This window comes from Psychrobacter sp. DM8, from assembly GCF_051307025.1.
Lineage (GTDB): Bacteria > Pseudomonadota > Gammaproteobacteria > Pseudomonadales > Moraxellaceae > Psychrobacter.
In genome coordinates this window covers 1-22,645 of record NZ_CP195539.1, presented here as the reverse complement: position 1 = coordinate 22,645, position 22,645 = coordinate 1, and the positions used below count along the sequence as shown (strand labels likewise).

At 41.1% G+C, this 22,645-nt stretch carries 21 protein-coding genes and 1 pseudogene; 10 read left to right on the top strand and 12 right to left on the bottom strand.

The features are described 5' to 3' along the window. Positions 1 to 23: 23 nt before the first annotated feature. Positions 24 to 227, bottom strand: coding sequence for a hypothetical protein (locus tag ACR64J_RS12625; RefSeq protein ID WP_025643755.1), 204 nt, complete (start codon positions 225 to 227; stop codon positions 24 to 26). Continuing rightward, entirely contained in the window at positions 224 to 871 is a 648-nt protein-coding gene (parA, locus tag ACR64J_RS12620; protein WP_435951086.1) for a ParA family partition ATPase, read from the bottom strand. The genes ACR64J_RS12625 and parA overlap by 4 nt, the downstream gene beginning before the upstream one ends. 236 nt (positions 872 to 1,107) lie before the next feature. Here parA and ACR64J_RS12615 point away from each other — a divergent pair, with 236 nt between their 5' ends. Together ACR64J_RS12615 and ACR64J_RS12610 are read left to right on the top strand one after the other, a co-directional pair. Continuing rightward, the gene (locus tag ACR64J_RS12615) at positions 1,108 to 1,320 is read left to right on the top strand and encodes a helix-turn-helix domain-containing protein (RefSeq protein WP_435951100.1); all 213 of its coding nucleotides are present in this window, start codon (positions 1,108 to 1,110) and stop codon (positions 1,318 to 1,320) included. A gap of 129 nt (positions 1,321 to 1,449) precedes the next feature. Continuing rightward, positions 1,450 to 1,725, top strand: a complete 276-nt coding sequence (locus ACR64J_RS12610) for a hypothetical protein (RefSeq protein WP_435951099.1) — start codon at positions 1,450 to 1,452, stop codon at positions 1,723 to 1,725. Between the two features lie 60 nt (positions 1,726 to 1,785). Here ACR64J_RS12610 and ACR64J_RS12605 read toward each other — a convergent pair whose 3' ends face one another. After that, positions 1,786 to 3,543 (bottom strand): hypothetical protein, encoded by a 1,758-nt coding sequence (locus tag ACR64J_RS12605; RefSeq protein ID WP_435951098.1) that lies wholly within the window; start codon positions 3,541 to 3,543, stop codon positions 1,786 to 1,788. 301 nt (positions 3,544 to 3,844) lie between these two features. On the opposite strand from ACR64J_RS12605, the gene ACR64J_RS12600 reads away from it, so the two are divergent. The 7 genes from ACR64J_RS12600 (at position 3,845) to ACR64J_RS12570 (ending at position 10,488) form a co-directional block, all read left to right on the top strand. Then, complete coding sequence (locus tag ACR64J_RS12600) at positions 3,845 to 4,198, top strand: hypothetical protein (protein ID WP_435951097.1); 354 nt, start codon at positions 3,845 to 3,847, stop codon at positions 4,196 to 4,198. 19 nt (positions 4,199 to 4,217) lie between these two features. Then, the gene (locus tag ACR64J_RS12595; protein ID WP_394213694.1) at positions 4,218 to 4,937 is read left to right on the top strand and encodes a lecithin retinol acyltransferase family protein; all 720 of its coding nucleotides are present in this window, start codon (positions 4,218 to 4,220) and stop codon (positions 4,935 to 4,937) included. Between the two features lie 71 nt (positions 4,938 to 5,008). Further along, positions 5,009 to 5,917, top strand: coding sequence for a viperin family antiviral radical SAM protein (locus tag ACR64J_RS12590; RefSeq protein ID WP_435951096.1), 909 nt, complete (start codon positions 5,009 to 5,011; stop codon positions 5,915 to 5,917). Positions 5,918 to 6,123: 206 nt separating this feature from the next. Continuing rightward, positions 6,124 to 6,828: an AraC family transcriptional regulator gene (locus ACR64J_RS12585; protein WP_286797629.1), complete on the top strand. Its 705-nt coding sequence runs from the start codon at positions 6,124 to 6,126 to the stop codon at positions 6,826 to 6,828. 104 nt (positions 6,829 to 6,932) lie between these two features. After that, positions 6,933 to 7,862 (top strand): DMT family transporter, encoded by a 930-nt coding sequence (locus ACR64J_RS12580; protein WP_286797631.1) that lies wholly within the window; start codon positions 6,933 to 6,935, stop codon positions 7,860 to 7,862. A 281-nt stretch (positions 7,863 to 8,143) separates the two neighbouring features. Further along, complete coding sequence (locus tag ACR64J_RS12575; protein WP_114701980.1) at positions 8,144 to 8,740, top strand: recombinase family protein; 597 nt, start codon at positions 8,144 to 8,146, stop codon at positions 8,738 to 8,740. A 164-nt stretch (positions 8,741 to 8,904) separates the two neighbouring features. Continuing rightward, positions 8,905 to 10,488, top strand: a complete 1,584-nt coding sequence (locus tag ACR64J_RS12570; protein ID WP_435951095.1) for a Fic family protein — start codon at positions 8,905 to 8,907, stop codon at positions 10,486 to 10,488. A 332-nt stretch (positions 10,489 to 10,820) separates the two neighbouring features. Here ACR64J_RS12570 and ACR64J_RS12565 read toward each other — a convergent pair. Next, positions 10,821 to 11,353 (bottom strand): annotated as a pseudogene (locus ACR64J_RS12565) (recombinase family protein); the annotation flags it as partial. 433 nt (positions 11,354 to 11,786) lie between these two features. Continuing rightward, positions 11,787 to 12,970, bottom strand: a protein-coding gene (locus tag ACR64J_RS12560) for an IS3 family transposase (RefSeq protein WP_435951094.1) whose coding sequence is annotated in 2 segments (ribosomal slippage) — positions 11,787 to 12,679 and positions 12,679 to 12,970 — 1,185 coding nt in all. Because the reading frame shifts where the segments join, the coding sequence is not laid out codon by codon here. Between the two features lie 256 nt (positions 12,971 to 13,226). Here ACR64J_RS12560 and ACR64J_RS12555 point away from each other — a divergent pair. After that, on the top strand, positions 13,227 to 14,219 hold the full coding sequence (locus ACR64J_RS12555) for an IS110 family transposase (protein WP_435949141.1): 993 nt from the start codon (positions 13,227 to 13,229) through the stop codon (positions 14,217 to 14,219). Positions 14,220 to 14,309: 90 nt separating this feature from the next. On the opposite strand, the gene ACR64J_RS12550 is transcribed toward ACR64J_RS12555, so the two are convergent. The 7 genes from ACR64J_RS12550 to ACR64J_RS12520 form a co-directional block, all read right to left on the bottom strand. Beyond that, positions 14,310 to 14,651, bottom strand: coding sequence for a DUF3817 domain-containing protein (locus tag ACR64J_RS12550; protein WP_102076232.1), 342 nt, complete (start codon positions 14,649 to 14,651; stop codon positions 14,310 to 14,312). A 267-nt stretch (positions 14,652 to 14,918) separates the two neighbouring features. Continuing rightward, positions 14,919 to 15,626: a signal peptidase II gene (gene lspA / locus ACR64J_RS12545; protein WP_133104927.1), complete on the bottom strand. Its 708-nt coding sequence runs from the start codon at positions 15,624 to 15,626 to the stop codon at positions 14,919 to 14,921. Positions 15,627 to 15,767: 141 nt separating this feature from the next. Beyond that, complete coding sequence (gene ccmI / locus ACR64J_RS12540) at positions 15,768 to 17,048, bottom strand: c-type cytochrome biogenesis protein CcmI (RefSeq protein WP_435951093.1); 1,281 nt, start codon at positions 17,046 to 17,048, stop codon at positions 15,768 to 15,770. Beyond that, entirely contained in the window at positions 17,045 to 17,527 is a 483-nt protein-coding gene (locus ACR64J_RS12535) for a cytochrome c-type biogenesis protein (RefSeq protein WP_371532842.1), read from the bottom strand. Before ACR64J_RS12535 ends, ccmI begins: the two co-directional genes overlap by 4 nt. A gap of 83 nt (positions 17,528 to 17,610) precedes the next feature. Continuing rightward, a complete protein-coding gene (locus ACR64J_RS12530) occupies positions 17,611 to 18,273 on the bottom strand; it encodes a DsbE family thiol:disulfide interchange protein (RefSeq protein WP_114701929.1) in 663 nt (220 codons plus the stop codon). Beyond that, on the bottom strand, positions 18,274 to 20,322 hold the full coding sequence (locus ACR64J_RS12525) for a heme lyase CcmF/NrfE family subunit (RefSeq protein WP_114701930.1): 2,049 nt from the start codon (positions 20,320 to 20,322) through the stop codon (positions 18,274 to 18,276). Positions 20,323 to 20,443: 121 nt separating this feature from the next. Next, positions 20,444 to 22,645, bottom strand: a complete 2,202-nt coding sequence (locus tag ACR64J_RS12520; protein WP_435951092.1) for a heavy metal translocating P-type ATPase — start codon at positions 22,643 to 22,645, stop codon at positions 20,444 to 20,446.

The window sequence follows — 22,645 nt, the reverse complement described above, 5'->3', positions numbered from 1 at the left end:
AAATCAATAATATAGACGTGCTATTAACGCTCATTAAGCCGTGATTCAATCATCTCAGTGAGTAGCTTAGTGACAGTTGTACGATTATCGAGCACGTACTGTTTAAGCTCAAAATAGGTGTCTTCATCAAGATTGAAATTGACTCGTGTGCTCTTTTTAGGCTTATCAGTGACGTCAGACAACTCAAGCGCGTCTTTTTTATCTTTACTTGGGCGGCCAGCTTTCATAACTCTACTTCCTTATCAAAAAACGTTTTAACCTCGTTGACCAGCTGCGTGATCTCAGTCACGGCATTGCTCTTAGCAGATTCTGTCTCAAATACCGTTTTACCCACTGAAGCACTGTTTGGGTAGCTAACACGCTGTACGATTCTGGCATCAAGTACGGGTAGGTTGTAATCTTGAAGCACTGCGGCGACTTCTTTGCCGATATTGGTGTTTTGGATAGCGCGAGATACCACAAACGCGGCTTTGAGTTTGCCATCAGTCATCTCGATGCGCTGCTGCACAAGTTCAACAAGATCGCTTGTAGCCCACACGTCGTAAGGGCTTGGTTGTACTGGTATCAGAACGAAGTCAGCGGCTTTGATAGCAGATAGTGCCAGATTAGTCGCTTGTGGCGAGCCATCAATCACAACGAACTCTTTATTAGAGACGTTTTTTAGGTCTTTATCTAGGGTTGGTCTATCAAGGCCGATGACAGGTACAGGATTGTCTTCGTCAACGGCTCTCCAATCGCGAGCACTGCCTTGCTGATCACTATCGACTAATAGCACACTATGACCTTGAAGCTGCAATCCACGCGCTAAATGCGTGGCTATCGTGGTCTTGCCGCTGCCACCTTTCTGATTCAGTACTGCGATTACTTTCATGGTAAAAGCCTTATGATGATTATGTATTCATACACTCAAATGAGTAAATACTTATATAAGTATATTATCTCAAACCACTAATAAGTACAACCGAAAGTACTGTGCTTATTAGTATTGGATAGGTCTTACTATTAAACCGATATGACACGTAGTAAAATGCACTACTTGATAGCACTATGCGTATCTAGCGAATAATTTGTATGCTAATAGCACTATATTTGAAATAGGAGATGGTAATGGTTAAGTGTCATTTATCAACGATAATGGGTGAGAAGCGCCTGAAAATTGCAGACGTTGCAAGAGACACTTCTATCAACAGAGGCACAATTACGCGCATGTATCATGAAGAGGCCACTCGAGTTGATTTAGAGGTGATCGAAACATTATGCCGCTATTTCGATATCGAGGTAGGCGATCTATATGAACTTACTGAAGATTTAGACGTTTAGTCTTTAAACGTATAAAATAATCTATAGAAGATTATTTTGTCTTGAAATGAGTTAAAATGTGTGTATAATTTTACCTGTAGCAGAACGTTTAGTTAATTATAAAATCTAATTAATCTACAGGAGATTATTATGTATACATCAGCGCAGCAGCCAACAACGTCATCTTGGTTTGATCACAATGTGAAAGTTTTAACCAAGCAACTTATTGAAAACTTACAAATACAGCAAGGTTCACAGCTGGCCAAAATATTGGGCGTGAATCCGATTTTCTATAATGATGAGGCGCTTCATGTATGGGTACAGCGCCAGATAGATGAGGGGTTAATCGTTGATGATGAGGCGATTGGTGTGCTTGAGGCGGCGTTTATTGGTTTAATGAGAAGTTATGAGCAAGTAGAGCTATGAGTTGATAAGCCCAGCTATCAATTATAATAGCTGGGTTTATGAAAGAGACAGCTGAATATATTAATCATTTATTTCTGGTGATTTAGGTTCAGCATCAATACTGCTATCAGCACTATCAGTTAGCGTTATTGATGGCTTTCGTATCCATAGAGGTAGAGGAAATGCCGAGTTGTAAGGATATGGTACTGGGTTCTCAGTACTAGATTGACTTGAAATACTATAGATTAGCTCACGAAGTTCTATGTTTGCTTTTCTTTTAAAGAAGAAGGGTACGGTCTTAAAGCGATACATCATCTTTTCTTGCTCTGTCTCACCAAAACTAGCATCTAGACTGCCTGTTAAATTATCATCTTCGTCTTTATTCTCACTAAAAACAGTCCATAACGACATTATTGGATTATTTAGCCGATATAAATTATTGATACCAAGAGTGTCTTTATCTTGAACTCTTTGAATTAGGTTGTTGAGATTGTCTTGGCTTTTATCATTATTTAAGTATAAATTTAACGAGTTGATACATGTAATCAGTAAATTACGCTCCTTAACTGGGCTCGCTTTTTTCGCAGCTGGCTTTTCCTGTACACTCTCATAAGCGTTTTTAAGTTCTTGCGCATCTCGAAATACATGGTTCAAACTTGGTATCCCCCTTTCTAAATCAAAATAGATGATAGAAACAATGGCTTTGGGGATCTGATCAATCCGTCTAAACATCTCAGTTGAATACCTATCATACCAAGCACTAATATCAGCTAATGCTTCCTCGTTATTGAAGCGCTCTTCAGCTCGATGTGGACGGCCAGAAAATTTCTGGGACTTAAGCTTAGCCTTTACAGCGAGTTTAATACTATCAAAAAGGTCATCTAGCTGATTAATTTTGTTTAAATTGCCTACTAGCCCAGACTGTATATCAATAACCGTGCGGTCTGAACCAATATTTATCTTAAATGAGTCATCAAAGGTTATCTGTTTTTGCCCCAGTTTATTTTTTGTCTTACCATAAGAAGGGTTCGAGATTTTATCAAAAACCTCTGTAGCCCACCGTCCAAGCTCAATAGCTATATCACTCCTTACTTCGCTTAAAATACTGTCTTTATTGTGTGGAGTATATTCGTCTACAATTTTTGCAAGGCTACCTTCCTTATCAAGCTTAAGCATATGCTGATATTGCTCTTCTGATATGCTTTGTAGCCTAATTCCTTTAGGGTTGACATGGTCAGCATGAGATTTAATCTTGTAATATATTGATCTTTCAATATCAGACGCCTCATAATTATTCTGTCTTAGAAGCATTTTGAAAATATCCAAAGGGTGATGAAGACACATATACATATCGTAGTAAGGGTATGATTTTGATACGTCTTGACCAAGAACGTATTTAATGGGTGCAAACGCTATACCATTTTCTTGCATTCCTCTCAATATAGCACTGCTCGCATCAGACTCTAACGTCTGCAAATAAGCAATGATGTCATTACTACCTACATTACCCTCTAATTTCTGCAAAATATTCTCTCTCATATTATCCAGTGTTTGCTGATCCGTGTTTTCTTGTTCGGCAAACACTGTCATCAAGAATTTCATCCTTCCTCGCACAGCTAGAGCATTCCACTCATCTTCTATCAGGTATCTAACATAACGCATCACTAAGAAAACCTGCTCAAAAACCATCTTATAAGTATTTTGTGCGTCTCTAACTATGTCCTCTATGTCCTTGGGTCTGATTTTTAAGTACTCGAGATTGCTCTTTATAGTGCTGTCAGATAGTTTTTCCGATTGACGGTTAAAGCTGGTAGCAGTGAACAGTTGATTTGAATGCATAAAGAATCCTAATGGTTAATATTTTGTAAACTAAGATAAGTTGTCACATAGACTGCTTAAAAATATATCTTATCTAATAATTTGAAAATAATCGAATTTCTCATGAAGATTATGTAAATATACGTATATTGGTAGTCAAAAAACTAAATAATTAATATAGTTTACCAATTTAATTTTCAAGTTGGCTAATAGCGCGGTTAATTAATAAGATAAAATGTCATTATACACTAGTAAAAAAACTTATCTAGTGTATTATGTACTCATCTAAGACGAAGAACTTAATATTAATACGGAGATCGCTATGCTAAAGCCAACCCACCATTTTGAAAAACGCATCGCCCAAAGAGGCATCAGTCGTGCCATGGTCAAGTGGACTATAGATCATGGCGAGATAAAGGGAGATAAATTCATTACTACGAGAAAAATAATTCGAAGCATTGTCAGTAAGATGAACGCTCGTATCACTAAACTAGATCGCCTTAAGACTAAGTTTAAGCACTTTAATGTCACTAGGCTTATTGATAAGGCGCGTAACAGATTATTGGTGCAGAAAAAGATAGCTTTGAAAATTTTAGCAAAGGGCGGGGTAGTGGTGGTGGTGGATAACGCTGCCCTAATCACAGCTTATGATGTAGACAGTTACAAAAAATACTAATCAAACTTAAGGAATTATCGTGAAAAAACTAACAGCTGGTTCACATATCAAGACATATCGCTTGGGTTACTCTCATCACGGAATTTATTGTGGAGATGGTAGGGTGGTCCATTATAGTGGCTTTGCACAAGCCTTTAAAAAAGGCGCACTGGAAGTCACTACGCTTGAGAGGTTTCTAGGTGGCGAGATAGACTATTATATAGTCCAACATCCTTCTCATAAATTAAAGTACTCGAGCAGTGAGATTGTAGAGAGGGCTCTTAGCCGTGTAGGCGAAGATAGCTATAATCTTGCATTTAACAACTGTGAGCATTTTGCAACTTGGTGTGTCACAGGAAGAGGTGAAAGTAAGCAAGTACGATCAGCTCTAACATACACAACAACAGCCGCTGCGGCGGGTTATCACGCAACAAGAACAGCATCTACTGCTGCACAAGTGACTGGATTGGTCGCGAGTTCGGCAAAAGCCTTATCAGGAACTACCACATCAGGTATTGCTGTAGGTAGATTGGCCGGTTGTGCTACGGGTGCTATAGGTGGTGCTGCATTGGGTACTTCTGGTGCTGTGGGAACCACTGCTTTAGTAGGCGCAACAGGAGCAGTGTCTGGGACGACTGCATTAGGCTTCATGGCAACTGGAGCTGCGACAGCCGCAGCTGCACCGATTGCTCTACCAGCACTAGCAGTAGTAGGTGCTGGAGCGGTAATAGGTGGTATTTTAGGCGGTTTTTTTGATTAAATGATATAGCAACTATAAAGCCGCTAAGTAGCTGAATGTGCTTAGCGGTCTTAACATAATAGGTAATAGCCATGGATTATAAAGAAAAATATAAAACAGAATTGGTAGTGAACTGGCATATCACGGAAGCTTGCAATTATCATTGTCATTACTGCTTTGCTAAGTGGGATAAACAAAAAAATGAGTTACTCAATGATAATGAGTCTGTCAGTAAGCTCATGGATGAAATACAAGGGTTACCGTCGATTCTAAACGATAAATATATGACCGAATTTAAGAGCGTGCGACTAAACCTTGTTGGTGGCGAAACGTTCCTCAATACAAGAAAAGTTATAAGAATCATTCATCACGCTCGACAAAGAGGCTTTGTACTTTCAGCAATAACAAATGGTAGTCGGTTGAATAGTGAGCTAATAGAGCTTATCGCAGATAGCTTTAGCAGCATTGGTTTTAGTGTTGACTCATTGGATAGTGATACTAATACAAAAATTGGTAGGATAGAAAAAAGTAAAGTCATGGATACTCATAAGGTATTATTAGATATTAAGGCTATAAAGAAGATCAATCCAAGAATTGATATAAAAATAAATACAGTAGTTAGCAGTTTAAATAAATCAGAAGACTTGTCTCGGTTCATTGAGCAAGTCGCTCCTGATAAATGGAAGGTTTTCAAAGTATTACCAGTTTTAACTCACGACAATAATATTTCTCAAGATGACTTTGCTAGGTTTTTAGAGCGTCATCAAAGCTTTAGTGACGTTATATCTTCTGAAAATAATGATGAGATGACAGACTCTTATTTGATGATTGACCCTATAGGGCGCTTCTTTCAAAATTCAAATGTTGGAGAAGGTTACCTTTATAGCAAACCAATTCCACAAATAGGTATCCGTGCCGCAATTAATGAGATTAATTTTGATGTTAGTAGATTCCACGGGCGCTATAAAAACAAACGTATCGATATGCGAGAAATTTCATAGCGCATATTTTACTGTACGCCTATAGCGAACCAGTCAAGTGCTTTCACTGGCTCGGTTCCCTAGTGAGGACTCGAATTTTTGGCTGTAGGCTAATGATGTCGGTATATTGAGTTATTTAGGTAGTCGCGGTATACTTCGTTGTGTACATGCAGTGAGCCTTTGGATCGTTATTTTTATTTACCGTAAGCGCTGCTATAGAGAAAGAAATGATAAGCACTCTCTCAGTTAGATCCTATAGTCGTCAAACTAAAGGGCATTCTCATAACTTTCATCAAATTGTTTTACCGCTTCGAGGCGTTATAAACATTGAGGTTGAAAATTATATTGGTAAAGTTACTCCACGGGAATGTGTTGTGGTCAAAGCATACGAAAAACATTATTTTAATGCTGAAGAAAATGCAAAGTTCATTGTTGTTGATACAGATTCTTTACCAGATCATATCCTTGATTCGGAAAAAATTGTCTTTTCAATCAGCTCGACATTAATATTATTTTTAGAGTTTGCTGAAAGCCAGTTAAAGAACCAAATTCATGCTGAAATTGAATCATTGATGTTTACTACTTTCTACAAACTTCTAGAAGAACAAAAATTATTCGTTCAGTATGACCATAGAATTAGAGAAGTAGCGGACTATATTAATAACAACCTTTCTAATAACTTATCTATAGACGCTTTAGCAAATATTGCTTGTTTGAGTGCTACACAGTTTAAAAAGAACTTTAAGTCACAGACGGGTCAGACAGTAACTGAGTACATTACAGAGCTGAGAATGCAAAAGGCTCAAGCTTTATTACTGCATACTGACTCACCCATTTCTATCATTGCTGAATTAGTTGGTTACGCTAATGTCAGTGCATTTAGTCGCCGTTTCTCAAAGTATTTCGGTATCCCACCTTCTAGAGTTTTCTAAGTAAAACGCGTCTGACCAATCAACAAAACCATCCAATCTGCAAAATCCGATATTAATAGCTCTCTATAATAGTATTATTCAATATAACCTTGAGAGTACCTATTATGTTTCAGGTGAAATCCAGTTTGAGCGCTGTTGTATTTGTAGTTATTGCTAGCATTCTTTGGGGTACAACAGGTACTGTATCCGCTTTTACGCCTGATGTCAGTCCTTTAGCAACTGGTGCGTTTGCAATGGGTATAGGTGGTGTACTGCTAGTAGTAAACGCTAGAAAACACATAATTAATGATAAAATAAAATTAACTTCTCAGCCCAAGGCCTTATTAATAGGAGCGACATGTGTTGCCATTTATCCATTAGCTTTTTATTCTTCTATGCGTCTAGCTGGTGTCGCTATTGGAACAGTTATCTCAATTGCTAGCGCTCCATTTTTTACAGTAATAATGGAGCGTCTAATCAGCAATAAAAGGATTAATAAAAAATGGGTAGTAAGTTTTCTATTTGGTGCCGTTGGTGTCAGCTTACTGACTATAGGAAAAACTAAAAATATTGACCTAGATATAGTGGCGAACCATCAAAAATGGGGAATATTACTGGGTTTGGTTGCAGGATTAACTTATGCCACGTACTCGTGGTCAGCACGGCAACTGATAGAGACAGGGGTGGACTCTAAATCTGCAATGGCAAGTATGTTTGGTCTCTCCGCAATAGTATTGTTACCTTCATTACTATTTACAGGCGATAATCTATTTTTAGATGCTAAACATATAACAGCTGCTCTATACATGGCAATTGCACCTATGTTTATAGGGTACTTGCTTTTTGGTCAAGCACTGAAAGCCATTGAGGCAAGCCAAGCCACGTTAATTACATTATTGGAGCCTATCGTAGCGACAATACTTGCGGTTATTGTTGTTGGAGAGATTTTTTCTCCTATTGGTTGGCTAGGTATGTTTCTAATGATTATTTGTCTTTTATTACAAATGGTTAAAGTTCCAGCTCCGAGGTATTTTAAGAGAAGTCATATTTTCTAAGAATTTTGAGTATACCCCAAGGAAACCAGTTATTTTATCTTTCAAACTTATTAACAGACTACTTAAAGCAGACTGTTAGCATGGAACCATCTATAACAGACTTTTGAATTATAAGACTGGCTGCTGTGCTTTTTTCCTATCATTAGCCTATACCCAAAACATAAAACTTCTAAACGACAACCTATCTATCATTTGACTTTTATTTGATATTAAATGATAGTAATATCTTGCTATTATCAATGAACATCAATTATTAAGTCTAACTGATACAAAGAGGTATTATGACCGTTCGTATTTATGTGAGAGCCAGCACTAAGGATCAAGACGCTACTAGAGCATTAATAGATTTGGTTGCCTTCAGTAGCCGCTATGGTGATAGCTATGTTGATTACGTTGAGCACTTCAGTGGTACAAAGCTCGATAGACCAATCTTAGCTAAGTTGCTAAAGGACGCCGAGCAAGGCGATATTTTATTGGTTGAAAGCGTGGATAGATTAAGCAGACTATCTCAAGATGATTTTTCGATTCTAAAGCAGCGTATTAAAGATAAGGGCTTACGATTGGTGGTGGCTGATCTACCAACCACACATACGATGAGTGACGGTATGACAGGTGAGATCCTAAAAGTGATTAACGATATGCTGATCGATTTATTAGCGACCATGGCAAAGCTTGATAATGACAAGCGTAGAGAGCGCATTAAACAAGGATTGGCCAACAGTGGCTATAAACCCACTGGTAAGAAAGCCAATACCGCAAAACACAATCGTATTAAAGCATTGGCTAGTCAAAACAATATGACAAAAGAAGAGATCGCTAAGGCGGTTGGTGTTGGCGTAGCTACCGTTTATCGTGTCTTAAAGCAGGTCAATAGCTGAGGTATTTTAAATATCGACTCAACGTGACCTTTGGTCTTGATTTAAAGGCATCGCAACGTCATAAGAAAATCGTTTTAATGCAATAAGGCTTTATAATAATCATTATATTGCATTCATAATTGTTTTTGCGCAAAATGGCTTATCTATAATCGCTTGAGCCACTCATGATGAATACCCCTATCTCAGATCCTATTGGCGCAGCATGGCTTGTCCGTTATGCCAGCATAGAGCTGGTTTCGCCTTTATATGTCAGCAGTAGTATCGGTGGGCGCAGGCAAACCTATAAAGACGGTGACGTCATTCATAACGCTTATCAGGAAACCGCACGTCCACTGGACACTATCATTGCGCACTTACAGTTTCACATGCGTCATGAAGTACTGAATTTAGAGTTACTGGTTCGTCTATTTGAGCAGATAGGGGCAAATGACGTGCAAGCATGGGTAAACGCTGAGCCGACAGGCAGCTATGCCCGTAGAATGGCTTTCTTGTATGAGTGGCTCATGGATAAGCATTTAGAGGTACCGAGTAATATAGGCGGTAACTATGTGGATGCTTTGGTTACCAAGAAGTTGGTTACTTCAAGTCCTTCGCAGGTCATCAAGAACGCTCGCTGGCGTATCAATGACAATCTAGCAGGAACCCGTCATTTCTGTCCGATGCTGGTAAAAACAGAGGCCTTTACGCAAGCAGCTGCACTCAATATTGCCACAATGGTTGACAAACTTAACGATGAATTTGGGCAAGACTTACTGATGCGCGCCTCCGTATGGATGACCCTACGAGAGAGTAAAGCCAGCTTTACTATAGAAGGTGAGGGAAAAGAGTTAAAACGCATTGAACGTTTTGCCGATGTGATGGCACGGCGTACCGGCACCGGTGACATTCCGCTTGATCCTGAATCACTAGCAGAGTTGCAACAAGAGATACTCGGTAGCAAAACGGTTATCCAGCAGTATGGTGTCCGTCAATCACCAGTTTTTGTGTCGCATACTCAGGTCAATGGCTTTAAAGAAATTGTGCATTATATTGCTCCACCAGCTGATGACATTGCTGATAAGTTAGAAGGATTACAGGTATTTATGGAAAAGACTGAGGGACAATCAGCACTGATGCGTAGTGCGGTTGCCTCCTTTGCCTTTGTATATATTCATCCGCTGGCGGATGGCAATGGCCGTGTACATCGCTTTTTAATTAATGACGTCCTCAGGCGAGACCAGGTCATTCATGAGCCGATTATCCTACCTATATCACAAGCCATTGCCGAGCATCCCTCAGACCGGCATGCCTATGATAAGATTTTAGACCGTGTCTCTGTGCCGCTCATGAAGCAAATCCGTGATCATTACAGCTTTGATAAACAGGCAGTTACCTACCCTGATGGTATTCGCTCAAACTTAAATTTTGGAAATACTCACCTGATTCAACCTGCATGGCGCTTCATGGATCTAACGCCTCACGTTCAGTACTTATCAGGACTGATTGCTCATGTTATTGAAAAAGAGATGCATAACGAATCACAGTACCTAAGAAAGCATGACCATGCACGACTGGCGATAAAAGAGATTGTTGAGATGCCCAACAGCTATGCCGATAGAATCATTCGCAGCATGCTACAAAATAAGGGTGCTAAAAGTAATAAGCTACTGAAGGATTATCCGTTTTTGGCAAATGATGAGGTTTGGGACGATATTTTCTCTATCGTTGTAGAGACCTTTAAAGATGAAGCAGATGGTTTGAATAGTTAGACGAACCCTGCTATACGCAGGAAAGTCTGCCTTGATAATCAAGCTCAAGCTAGTCTCAATATTATCGTTCCAATGATGATTCGTTTGTAAAACGATTCGGCGAAAATACCGTAGCCTGAAAAGTAATCAATATTTTTCTTGACCCTATTCAAGCTAATAAACTACTAAAAATAGAATATGTTAAAGGAACTTTGATAACAGATTACTTTTGTTTGACAAGAATTATTACAGCTCCTAAAATTTGAGTATTTGAGTATTTGAGTATTTGAGTATTTGAGTATTTGAGTATTTGAGTATTTGAGTATTTGAGTATTTGAGTATTTGAGTATTTGTTTAGCTATAACAGCTATCAGCTGACGCGAACACTCAGCTGTAGCTTGTATTTCAGAATAGCTATGCCCAGATTTTAGGAGGCTAGCAATAATCTTACGCTTTTCGGTATCTTTCCTACGCCCTAAATATTTACCTTCTGTCTTAGCATGAGCAATACCTTGCACCTGACGGTTATGTCGGTCTTTATAGTCCTTTCTAGCAATAGCAGCGAGCATATCAAGCATCATCGAATTAATGGACTGTAATACGCTGCTCATAAATTCAGTGCTGCTCTCAGATTGAGGCGTCATATAGGAGGTCGGTAGCTCTTTTGATACTACCCCAGATTCTTTTCTAATAGCATTCTTTTGAGAGTATCCCAATCAGCTTGGTTTAAACGTGCTAAGCGGTCAATCTGCTCTACCAAAATTATATCGCCTTCATAGGCATCATCGATCACTTACATTAACTGTGGACGTATTAAAGTTGCGCCTGATTCGTTTTCGACATAGAAGGCGGCAATTTTGTGATCATGATCAGTAGCAAACTGTATAAGCTCGTTTTTGGTACGCTTGGCATCTTATTCTTTGGTAGACGCTCGTAGACACGCTCTGATAAACATAAACACGTACAATAGTCTGTTATAAGTAGTTCCATTACAGCAGTCTATTTTAAGTCGTCTATTAATCGGTTTTTGATGCCTTTTAGATGGTTCCCTTGGGGTATACCCTACGATAGCAGGAAAGCCATCGCGAATGACAAAACCTGTTTAGCTTTTAAACAAGACGGGTTTGTCGATAGTATGTAAGATAAGTTCGAAAAGTAACTGGAGTGTGAGGCTATTCATACTGGGTCTGAATTAAAGTTTTATTGTGATTAATTTCTGCTCAATGTTATTCATTTGTCGCCATGATGAGTGATGGCGGCTTGTGATTTAGTTAGGAAAAATAATCTTGAGTAATAAGATATGTAGTGGTCAAATATTTTTAGACAGTACTTAAGAGGTTTTTGTTGAAATAAAGTCTCTCTTTCTCGCTCGGTGTTAAATACTCATTAAAGCTGTGTGGTCTTACACTTTGATAATAGCCCCAAATATAATCATTTACTGCCTGCCGAGCCTCATCAATATTGTCATAGCCGTTTTTTGGCATCCACTCTGTCTTAAAGCTTCTAAAGAACCTCTCTGTAGGTGCATTGTCCCAACAGTTGCCTCGTCGGCTCATACTATGCGACATACCATTGCACTTGGCTACGCATTTAGCATACTCTTCACTGGTATAATGACTGCCTTGATCTGAATGAAACAGCACGCCTTTAGGCTCAAGTCTTATGTGATATGCCATTTTTAGTGCAGATGTGGTCAGCTGGGTATTCGGGCTATCTGACAAGGCAAAACCAACAATACGTCGAGCATATAAATCCATAACGATGGCTAAATAACACCATCCGCCTTTGATACGAATATAAGTAACATCACCTGTCCACACTTGGTTTGGTGCAGTGGGCGCAAACTGACGGTCTAGTATGTTTCCATAAACTTTATGGAATTTTTCACAACGCCTGTACTTATGTGATTTTATCTGTCGACTAATCAACCCCATTAGTGCCATCAGCTTACCTGCTCTGTAGCGTGTGAGTTTAATGTCATGTTGATGCGTGACGATAGCAGATACCGTCCTTGCACCAGCCGAGCCATTTGACTGCTCAAATACTTCTCTGATTAAGGCTTTGAGCCTTATAAGTTCAATGTCTATAGACCTAGATTTAGTACTGTTGTAATAGCTGCTTCTAACAACCCCAAACAGTTCACATAGCTTGTGTTTGCTAATATGCTTATGATGCTCTGCAAGCTTGGTTATTAGCGATAGACGCTGAGATTATCTTGGGCTAGCAGAGCAGATGCCTTTTTTAATATATCTCGCTCCATCTTAAGCTGCTTGACCTGTTTTTCAAGCTCTTGTATACGCCGTAATTCAGGCGTTAGGGCTTTGCCTTCTGGTGGCATGACACCTTGCTGTTCTTTACGGTATTTATATACCCAATTCTCTAAGGTGGTTTTGCCGATACCTAATGAGTTGGCTACTTCTGGTATCTTCCTGCCTTGATCTTCAACCAGTTTAATGGCTTCTAGCTTAAATTCTTGGCTGTAGCGTCCGCGTTTGGTGGTCATATCTTCTCTCCAGTCTTGGTGATAGTATAACCTTGTATCTTGAATAATCGCTTAATACTATCGATGAAAGTTGATAAAATAAAGCAGTTATTCATGAGCATTGAGAGTATGAGTATAACCTTAGTGCCTAGACACTGTGTAAGAGATTATGCCCAATGCTCATCCTATCATCTTAATATTCTGAATGGTATCCAAGTGCCTCGACATCTTATCAGATGCCATGAGTGACACTGCATAAACAAGGGAAGACAATAAGATGACACATTATATAGGCATAGACGTTAGTAAAAATAAGCTAGATATTGCATGGCTCAAAGACACTGACAAACTAAAATTCAAAACTAAATTCTTTAAAAATGATCACAGTGACTATGCTGCTCTTATCAACTGGCTAATTGCTAACATTACTGATGACTTAAACAACATCCACATAACCCTTGAAGCCACAGGCGTCTATCACGAGAACATCGCCTACTACCTATTTGATAAAAAGCTTAACGTCAGCATCATCAATCCTGCTTACGTCAAAAGCTATGCTGCTAGTTTAGGAAGTCGCAACAAGACGGATAAAAAAGATAGTATGTTATTAGCCCGCTACACCTATAGTGCTAAGCCTAAATTGTGGACACCGCCGCCAGCAGAGGCGCGTCACCTCAAGTCTTTACTGTCGCGCTTAGACGCGCTACAAGAAGACTTACAACGTGAGCTGAATCGATTGGAAAAAACGGAGGCCACAGACACCGCTCCTATCGTTAAAGCGTCTATTGAGCAGATGATAGTCTCTTTGCAAGCCGCCATTGTTAAGCTCAATGGTGATATTGATGACCATATCGATGGTCATCCCAATTTAAAGCAAGACCAATATCTGCTACAAACTATTAAAGGCGTCGGCCCTGTTGTCTCAAAGCAGATGATGTCGCTGATGCATAATAAGCAGTTTAGTCAAGCGTCGCAAATGGCAGCCTTTTTAGGTCTAGTTCCCAAGCATAGTGAATCAGGGCTATTTAAGGGCAAGTCTCGCTTAGCAAAGAATGGCTCAAGTGCCGTAAGAGCTAAATTGTATATGCCGGCGCTAGTCGCCATTAAGCATAATCCCGACATTAAGGCGCAGTATGAGCGACTGCTTGCTAAAGGTAAGTGCAAAATGCAGGCTGTCTGTGCGGCGATGCGTAAGCTTGTGCATATTTGTTTCGGCGTGGTTAAACATCAGCAACCTTACCAAGCAAGAGTTGAGCTAATTAACACTTGATTTGGCTTTTTTAAGATGGTATCTCTTATCTACTGTCCTATTTCATTATGCCACTACAATACGTTTGTGGCATTTGTAGCAGAGCTTGTTCTAGGCTTCTTTACTTACATTTTCCTGCAAGTTCTTTTTTAGTAAATGATCGAATATAAATGGGCCAAAAGGTAAGAGTGAGCCGAGTACGCCCGCAGGTATTGCCCAAAGAGGCATTTTCATTTTGATAGCTGAGCCTATAAGTATTATGATATAGGTAATAAACAACATACCGTGTGCCATACCGATGTATTTCACACCTTCTGGAATGTCCATCATATATTTTAGTGGCATGGCGATGAAGAGCAATAATAAGAAAGAGGTGCCTTCTAGATAGCCTATAAGGGTAAGACTTTTTAACGCTGTCTCTTGTTTTTTTTCTAAGGCTGTGAATTTTTTCAATAGTTGGCTGAGTCTGTGACACTGTATTTTCCTTTTGTTATTATCAATAAAGAATTTATGGATTATTCAATGTCTCTATAATAATGGCTCTACGCAGAGCTTTTAAGTATTGAGTTTTAAGACCTAAAATGAGTGAGTACCTATACCAGTCATACATTACCTTCCAGTTCACATTTTATAAACATACTCAAGTATAAAAAGTATTTTTCCGTATAGAGTGAATACGACGCTAGTTCATTTTGTTTGTGATAATCGGCATCAATGTGCTTATTTATTACGCTTACTTTCTAAAAATATCATGTCAATTATAATCAATGCGACACCGACACAGACACCTATATCTGCAACATTGAAAAGAGGATAATTCCAGACATCAGCATAATGCACATGGATAAAGTCAACCACTTTACCAATTCTTAAACGATCGATTAAGTTGCCAATCGCACCACCAAGCATTAAGGCCAACCCCATAGATAATAGCTTGGCTGCACGTGGCGCTTTGATTAAATAAACCGTTAAAAAGATAGCCATTACAAAAGCTACGCCTGAGAAAAACCATTTCTGCCAACCGCCAGCGTTGGCTAAAAAGCTAAATGCTGCCCCATAGTTATAAGCGAGTGTCCAGTTGAGAAATGGTTCAATGACCGGTACGGGGTCATTGAACGCTAATGTGGTTTGGGCCAACCACTTAGTCCATTGATCAAGTATTAATACCATTATCGCCAACAAATACCAGATAAAAGCGCGACTGCCATTGGCAACCATTTTTGGCATTTTGTCCAACTTATCTTTAGGTGTTATTGAGTTGCCTGAAGTCACGTACATAGCTTTAGGCGTATGATTTATGGTTTTAGAGTCAATCGATTGATGAGTACTACTCACAGCTATAGGTACCTTCTTGTCAGCAATATTAGTACTAGCCGATTCAACGCTATTCAATTTAGTACTATCTAATCTGTCGGTAGATTCAGTCATAGTTGTTTCCTTTATCTATGTTTATACAATGAACAATGTTAAACGTATATGTTTTTGGTATACGATTATTAATCGCGCCACTTTCATAAACGGCTCCACTTACCGCTCTGGTATTATGAAACTTACGGTAATAATTTTTTATTAGGGAATCTGTTGATTGATTTCAACATTAACCTGAGTCTGTTCAACGCTAATCATTATAGGATTACCCGATAAGTCGCCTGATTCTGCTATGGCATTACCGCTATGACTAATACGAGCAACGACTGCTAACTGAGTTTTGTCACTACGAGCTGAATTTAACGTGCGATCTGGCATCATCGCATCAAGATTACTTAAGCGGATACTAGCCTCACCTTGCTTGATAATACTAATGGGTAAACGTTTGGCGGCAAACGGTGGACCTCCTTTAACGTCACGTATCGCAACAAACAACACATCATCAGCTTTCACTAACGGTAATAAATTAGCGTTAATTTTCACTGTCACGTCAATACCTTCTAGCGCTTGCTTTTCTTGCGTGCTAACGTAGTTGCTTAACTCATCTAAGCTTGCTAAAGCTTTAGTATGATCACCTGGTTTGGCCACAATGCTGCCTTGTAAGCGTTTAATCCAACCTTGCGCTTGGGCAAAGTTACTACTACGAGTCTCACCCATTGCCATGAGCATTTGAGCCCGTTCATGCTGCGGATTCTTAGCTAATATAGCTTGTAATACACGGCGAATATTGGCGTCTAACTGACCTTCATTAACAAAAAAACTAGTCTGAGCATAAGTAGTAGCAATCTCCTCGTTATCAGGTGCTAAACGATAGGCACGCGATAAGGCTTCTAACGCAGAGTCAGTCGCCTCCATCGATAAGAAAAGTTCAGATAGGCGCATCCAGCGATTAGGATCATCAGCGTTACGATGGACGTTGGTCTGCATAGCGCTAATCAACTGACGACCGTTTTCAGTCGCCCACTTTGGTGGCTTATCAATCTTAGCCGTCAATAGGTCATCAGCCACTTGTCCTACTTTGTCCTCGCTTGTCCACAAATCAAACACGGGCGTACGATTGCCTATTAGTAAGTACGCCATTGCAGCCAATATTGGGATCCAAGCTGCGACAATTAAACGGCTTTTGACATCAGGGGTGACCATAGGTGTTATCTGACGCTGCGCATCTAATAGCTGACGCTCCAGTTCCAGCTTTTGATTTTGATAATGGCTATTATTAATAGTACCGCTGTCTTTATCTGTTTGTAGCTCAGCTAAACGTTCGCGAAATACTGCAACATTAATATCTAGCAGTTGATTGTCTATTGGTTTGGACTGCAAACGCGGTGCTCGTAGCCATGGCATAATAGCAATTAGCGCAAATATAAGAGCAATCAGCAAGCTTAGAGCTACAAATAAGCCAAAAGTAGAAAATAGAGTCATTTTTTGTCCTCTATGCTAGTAATATCGTGGTCGACATTCTCAGCTTGCGATAATAGACGATCAAGCTCAGCCTTTTCCGCAGAGGTCAAGGCAGCAGTACTGTTCACTGTAACGCCGTTTTGGCCACGGGCGACAACTTGGCGGCGTTTACTTTGCCAAAACCAACCAACAATTAAGACGAGCAATAATAGTGGTGGAAAAAACCATAGGATCCATGTCGATGGTCGCATAGGCGGCTTGTAGCTAATAAAGTCACCGTAGCGCTCTTGCATATAGGCGCGTATTTCAGCATCACTACGTCTATCTTTAATTAAATCATAGACTTTTTGCTTTAGATCCTGTGCAATCGGTGCATCAGAGGCTGCAAGGTTTTGATTTTGGCATTTTGGGCAGCGAAACTCTTCTATTAATCCACGATACTGAGCTTCTTGCTGTGGTGAATCAAAATCGTATACGTCAATAGCTGCGTTTGCCGTCATGTTAAGCAGACACGCTAGTATTAAGCTTGCTAGTTTTAAAATTATATTGAGTTTTATTTGAGGAGCTCTTATTCGAGTAACGTTCATTTGCACATCTCCTCAACCTGAATGAGATCAGGACTATCGTTGTTCTTATTAGCCTCATTAAGTACGGTCAGGCACGGCTTAACACGCTGTTGCCAATTGGCTTCATTAATCTCACCAACAATATGCTGACGAATGATGCCATCTCCATCCACAACAAAGGTTTCGGGCGCACCAGTTATGCCTAAGTCTAGAGCAAACTGACCCAATGAATCCTGAATAGACATAGAAAATGGATCACCGCCTTGGTTTAAGTAACTGAGCGCATTACCAATCTCATCCTTATAATTCACACCAACGATATCAATGCCGCGCTCTTCTAGTTGCATTAAAAACGGATGCTCAATAATGCAAGTTGGGCACCACGAGCCCCAAACATTAAGTAAAAACGGCTTATCTGGCAAATTATTATTGGTGATAGTACGGGTAGTATCTGCTAATAACGGCAGCTCAAAGGCAGGAACCGGACGCTCAAGAGCGGTATTGGTCACAATGTCTGTTGGTTTACCTAAGCGCATGTACAATATAACTACCAAACCAAAAAAGAGGATAAGCGGAATTAAGAACCATAGCTTCATCTGCTTTTTTTTCATTGCCTTTGGGTTACGCTGCTTACTGTTTTGGCTATCTTTTTGCTCAGGAGTGTTATTCGACATAGTCATTTATTTCTCCTTTAGTGTCGACATCGTCGATGCTGAGATTGCCTGCTCAATAGCTACCTCATTGACTCCATCAGTAGCCAAACTACCAGTAACTAGCAACGGAGCTTTAACTTTTTTGATGCGGTATCGTTTATCAAGCATACTAATTAATCCACCTAGAGCCATGATAATTGCCCCTAACCAAATCCAGCGAATTAATGGTTTTACATAAATCCTTAATGCCCATTGGTTACTACCATCGGCAATAGGTTCGCCCAGTGCGACATAAACATCGCGCATAAGACTGGGGTCAATAGCGGCTTCAGTCGTTGGCATCGTGCTGATAATATAAGTACGCTTTTCTGGAGTCAGTTTCGCCACTTCACGACCGTCTTTGGATACCACGACTTGCGCTTGCGTTGCATCAAAGTTACTACCCTTTATTTCAAAAAATTCAGTTACTTCAAAATCGTAACCTTGAACATTGACTGTATCGCCAATACCCATTGCTACGTCACGCTCAATACTCAGGCTACTAGTAAAGGCTATGCCAATGACAGCAACCAATACGCCAATATGAGCAGTCTGTTGACCCCAATAGCTCAGACGCAACTGCCGCAAACCGTTAAAAAGATTAGGCGCATTCTTAGTTTTATCTTTAAAATCAACTGCCATCCATAGCAGTGCCCAAAAGCTAACGGCTAAAGTCACACCAATATTAAGCATAGACGATGGATTAACAAAGTAAGTAATAATGGCAGCTAATACTAAGCTACTAACGGCGATGACCATGCCTATACCCAGTAGTGGACGGGTGTCTTTTTTCCAGCGAATATTTGAGCCCATACCCATAGCTATTAATAACAGCCACGTTAAAGGTACAAATAATGCATTAAAATAAGGAGGGCCAACGGACACTTGTCCTAAACCAAAGGCATCAGCGATAATAGGGTAAAGGGTGCCGAGCAGCACCACTAAGGTTGCAATCAAAATGATGGCGTTGTTGATCACTAAAAAGGACTCACGTGAAATCAGCTGATATTGACTTTCAACGGTTAAACGCCAACCTCGAACGGCAAACATTAATAGACCACTACCGATGATAATGCCAAGAATAGCTAAGATAACCAAACCACGCGTCGGATCAGCGGCAAACGAATGCACTGAGGTAAGGACTCCAGAGCGTACCAGGAACGTGCCAAGCAAGCTTAAGGCAAAGGCGAAAATAGCCAGCATAATGGTCCATGCTTTAAACACCCCGCGCTTTTCAGTGACTGCTAATGAATGCAGCAATGCTAAGCCGACAAGCCAAGGCATAAACGAGGCATTCTCTACCGGATCCCAAAACCACCAACCGCCCCAGCCAAGCTCGTAGTAGGCCCACCACGAGCCCAGTGCAATACCAATGGTCAAAAACCCCCAAGCCGCGAGCGCCCATGGACGTGACCAGCGTGTCCAAGCAGCATCTAAACGCCCTTCCCACAATGCCGCCATACAAAATGCAAAAGGTACTACCATACCCACATAGCCCATATATAACATGGGCGGATGAATAATCAGACCGAAATCTTGTAGGACAGGATTTAAATCAGCGCCATCGACCGCTAGATTGGGTAAGGTACGCTCAAACGGTGACGAGGTAAATATCAGCATCGTTAGCATCATTAACTGTACACCGGCCAAAATAACTAATACCCGCGCACGCATTGATAACGGCAAGCCGCGACTAAAGTATGATACCAGTGCACACCATGTGGCCATGATGGTCATCCATAGCAGCAAAGAGCCCTCGTGTCCGCCCCATGTCGCCGATAACTTATAGTACCAAGGCAACAGCGTATTGGAATGCTGCGCGACGTAACTGAGGCTAAAATCATTATAATAAAAACCTGCTATCAAAGCGCCAAATGACGTTATCATGGCGGCAAACTGTGCCCAAGCTAAGCTAGGGGCTAGTCGTTGCCAAGCAACTTGGTTATGAATAACACCAATAGTTGGCAGAATTACCTGCAATAACGCCAATACAAAAGCGGTAAGCAAGGCAAAATAGCCCAATTCTGTAATCAACATACGGTCTAACCTTATTTACTCTAATGCGGTTGCAGTTTACTGTGGCGGTGGAATTTTTATTATTAGAACCCACCCCCGAAATCTGCTGCTATCTCTAGTTTTTAATTGATTTCGAAGGGTTTTATTTAACTACTTTAGGCGGATTTACCAGTGGAGGCGCTCCCTTAAAGCGCAGTAAACGTAACGCATTAAGAGTAACGAGCACTGTTGCTCCAGCATCAGCTAGAACCGCAATCCATAGTCCAGTAATGCCGAATACGGTCGTGATCAGAAAGACGCCTTTGAGACCCAAAGCGAAAATGACGTTCTGATGAATGTTGCGCATGGTGGCACGTGAAAGTGCGATGAGATGAGCCATATCCGTAACACGACTTTTTAATAATGCGATATCGGCCGTCTCAATGGCCACATCGGTACCACCACCCATCGCGATGCCAACATCGGCAGTTGCTAGCGCTGGCGCATCGTTAATACCATCACCAACCATCGCTATTTTGCGGTTGTTCTTCATCTCGTTAAGCAGGCGCAGTTTGTCCTCAGGCAAAAGCTCAGCTTCCCATTCCACGTCTAAATTACTGGCAAGTGCTTGAGCGGTTAAGCGGTTGTCGCCTGTTAGCATGACGGAGCGCACACCCATCGCTTTGAGCTGAGCCACACCTTCATGAGCGTCGTCTCGTAATTCGTCTCTTAGCGCGATTAATCCAAGCACTTCACGGTTTTGCTCATCGAAAAGAACAGAGACGGTCTTACCCTCATTTTGCAGCGCCTCAATTTGCGCCTGTTGTGTGGATGAAATCAATGCCTCATCGGCTGCGTAAACAGGCGAACCGATAGCTAGCGCGCGCTCCGCGACAGTTGCGTGTACCGCTTTACCCGCAGTAGCAGAAGCTTTGGAAGCCACAGGTATAACAACTTTAGCGGCTTCAGCATGGCTGACAATGGCTTCAGCAAGTGGGTGACTAGAACCAGTCTCCACACTGGCAAAAAGTGCCAATATCTCATCTTGACCTTGAGAATTCTGACCTTGAATACTTGAGTCCTCTTGTGTAAAGGCAACAACATCGGTCACGCGTGGTTTGCCTTCAGTTAAAGTGCCTGTCTTGTCAAAAGCGACCGTCTTCACTTGGCCGATAGTTTCTAAAGCACTACCGCCTTTGATCAGCAAGCCACGGCGCGCACCAACAGCAAGACCAGAGGCGATGGCAGCGGGTGTTGATAGTACAAGAGCACAGGGACAGGCAATCAGCAACAGTGCTAGACCGCGATACAACCAAGTCGACCAATCTCCACCCATGGCTAACGGTGGAATGATAATAATTAGTGCGGCAATAGCCATCACTGCCGGTGTGTAATAGCGACTGAATTTCTCAATAAAACGGGCAGTGGGTGCTTTGGAGGCTTGGGCTTGCTCTACCAGCTCAATAATGCGCGAAATGGTGTTATCGGCGGCTGTCTTTTCTACGCGCACTTGGAGCACACCATCGATGTTAATTGACCCTGCAAATACATTGTCACCCATCGTCTTGGCAACAGGAACAGACTCTCCCGTCACGGGCGAATCATCAAGGCTGGACGCACCTTGAACAATGGAACCATCAGCAGATACCCTATCTCCAGGACGCACCAGCACAAGGTCATTCACTTGTAATGAAGTCGCTGGAACGTTACGCTGCCCACCTTGAGCATCAAGTAAAATTGCACTTTTCGGAACCAGCGATGATAAGGCTCTGATGCCAGCGCGAGCGCGATCAGCAGCGATACTCTCAAACAGTTCACCGATTGAGAACAAAAAGACAACCGCTGCGGCCTCTTCAGCTTCACCAATGATAAGTGCGCCAAGCACGGCGACGGACATCAGCGTTTCAATTGAAAAGAATGAACCTGTTTTAGCCAGTGCTAAGGCTTTGCGTGCAAATGGAAAAACGCCTACAATCACAGCGATGGCAAACACCCATATCCCATAAGCGGGGAACAGTAGTGACAGTGCATAAGCGCTGCCCATCAAAATACCGAGACCAACAACCTGTTTGCCTTTTTGAGTTTGCCACCACCGCTTATCCTGCGGAGCCATCTGATTGTCGCTGTCAATATCAATAGCCGATACAGTTTGTTGACCAGTATTGGCAGATATACCGAACCCTAGGCTTTTGATGGTTTTTTCAATATCACTAGCCTGAGTCGGCGCATCAGGGGCCAAGCTTAGCTCTAGCGTTTCTGTAGCAAAATTTAGCTGAACATCAGAAACCCCAGGCATACGTTTCAAAGCTGTTTCAATCTTGCCGATGCAACTGGCACAGTCCATACCTTCAATATGATATTTCAT

Bases quoted from the DNA above. Each gene is read 5' to 3' on its own strand.
- ACR64J_RS12625 (WP_025643755.1), bottom strand. From the start codon at position 227: ATGAAAGCTGGCCGCCCAAGTAAAGATAAAAAAGACGCGCTTGAGTTG.
- parA (WP_435951086.1), bottom strand. From the start codon at position 871: ATGAAAGTAATCGCAGTACTGAATCAGAAAGGTGGCAGCGGCAAGACC.
- ACR64J_RS12615 (WP_435951100.1), top strand. From the start codon at position 1,108: ATGGTTAAGTGTCATTTATCAACGATAATGGGTGAGAAGCGCCTGAAA.
- ACR64J_RS12610 (WP_435951099.1), top strand. From the start codon at position 1,450: ATGTATACATCAGCGCAGCAGCCAACAACGTCATCTTGGTTTGATCAC.
- ACR64J_RS12605 (WP_435951098.1), bottom strand. From the start codon at position 3,543: ATGCATTCAAATCAACTGTTCACTGCTACCAGCTTTAACCGTCAATCG.
- ACR64J_RS12600 (WP_435951097.1), top strand. From the start codon at position 3,845: ATGCTAAAGCCAACCCACCATTTTGAAAAACGCATCGCCCAAAGAGGC.
- ACR64J_RS12590 (WP_435951096.1), top strand. From the start codon at position 5,009: ATGGATTATAAAGAAAAATATAAAACAGAATTGGTAGTGAACTGGCAT.
- ACR64J_RS12585 (WP_286797629.1), top strand. From the start codon at position 6,124: ATGATAAGCACTCTCTCAGTTAGATCCTATAGTCGTCAAACTAAAGGG.
- ACR64J_RS12580 (WP_286797631.1), top strand. From the start codon at position 6,933: ATGTTTCAGGTGAAATCCAGTTTGAGCGCTGTTGTATTTGTAGTTATT.
- ACR64J_RS12575 (WP_114701980.1), top strand. From the start codon at position 8,144: ATGACCGTTCGTATTTATGTGAGAGCCAGCACTAAGGATCAAGACGCT.
- ACR64J_RS12570 (WP_435951095.1), top strand. From the start codon at position 8,905: ATGATGAATACCCCTATCTCAGATCCTATTGGCGCAGCATGGCTTGTC.
- ACR64J_RS12555 (WP_435949141.1), top strand. From the start codon at position 13,227: ATGACACATTATATAGGCATAGACGTTAGTAAAAATAAGCTAGATATT.
- lspA (WP_133104927.1), bottom strand. From the start codon at position 15,626: ATGACTGAATCTACCGACAGATTAGATAGTACTAAATTGAATAGCGTT.
- ccmI (WP_435951093.1), bottom strand. From the start codon at position 17,048: ATGACTCTATTTTCTACTTTTGGCTTATTTGTAGCTCTAAGCTTGCTG.
- ACR64J_RS12535 (WP_371532842.1), bottom strand. From the start codon at position 17,527: ATGACGGCAAACGCAGCTATTGACGTATACGATTTTGATTCACCACAG.
- ACR64J_RS12530 (WP_114701929.1), bottom strand. From the start codon at position 18,273: ATGACTATGTCGAATAACACTCCTGAGCAAAAAGATAGCCAAAACAGT.
- ACR64J_RS12525 (WP_114701930.1), bottom strand. From the start codon at position 20,322: ATGTTGATTACAGAATTGGGCTATTTTGCCTTGCTTACCGCTTTTGTA.
- ACR64J_RS12520 (WP_435951092.1), bottom strand. From the start codon at position 22,645: ATGAAATATCATATTGAAGGTATGGACTGTGCCAGTTGCATCGGCAAG.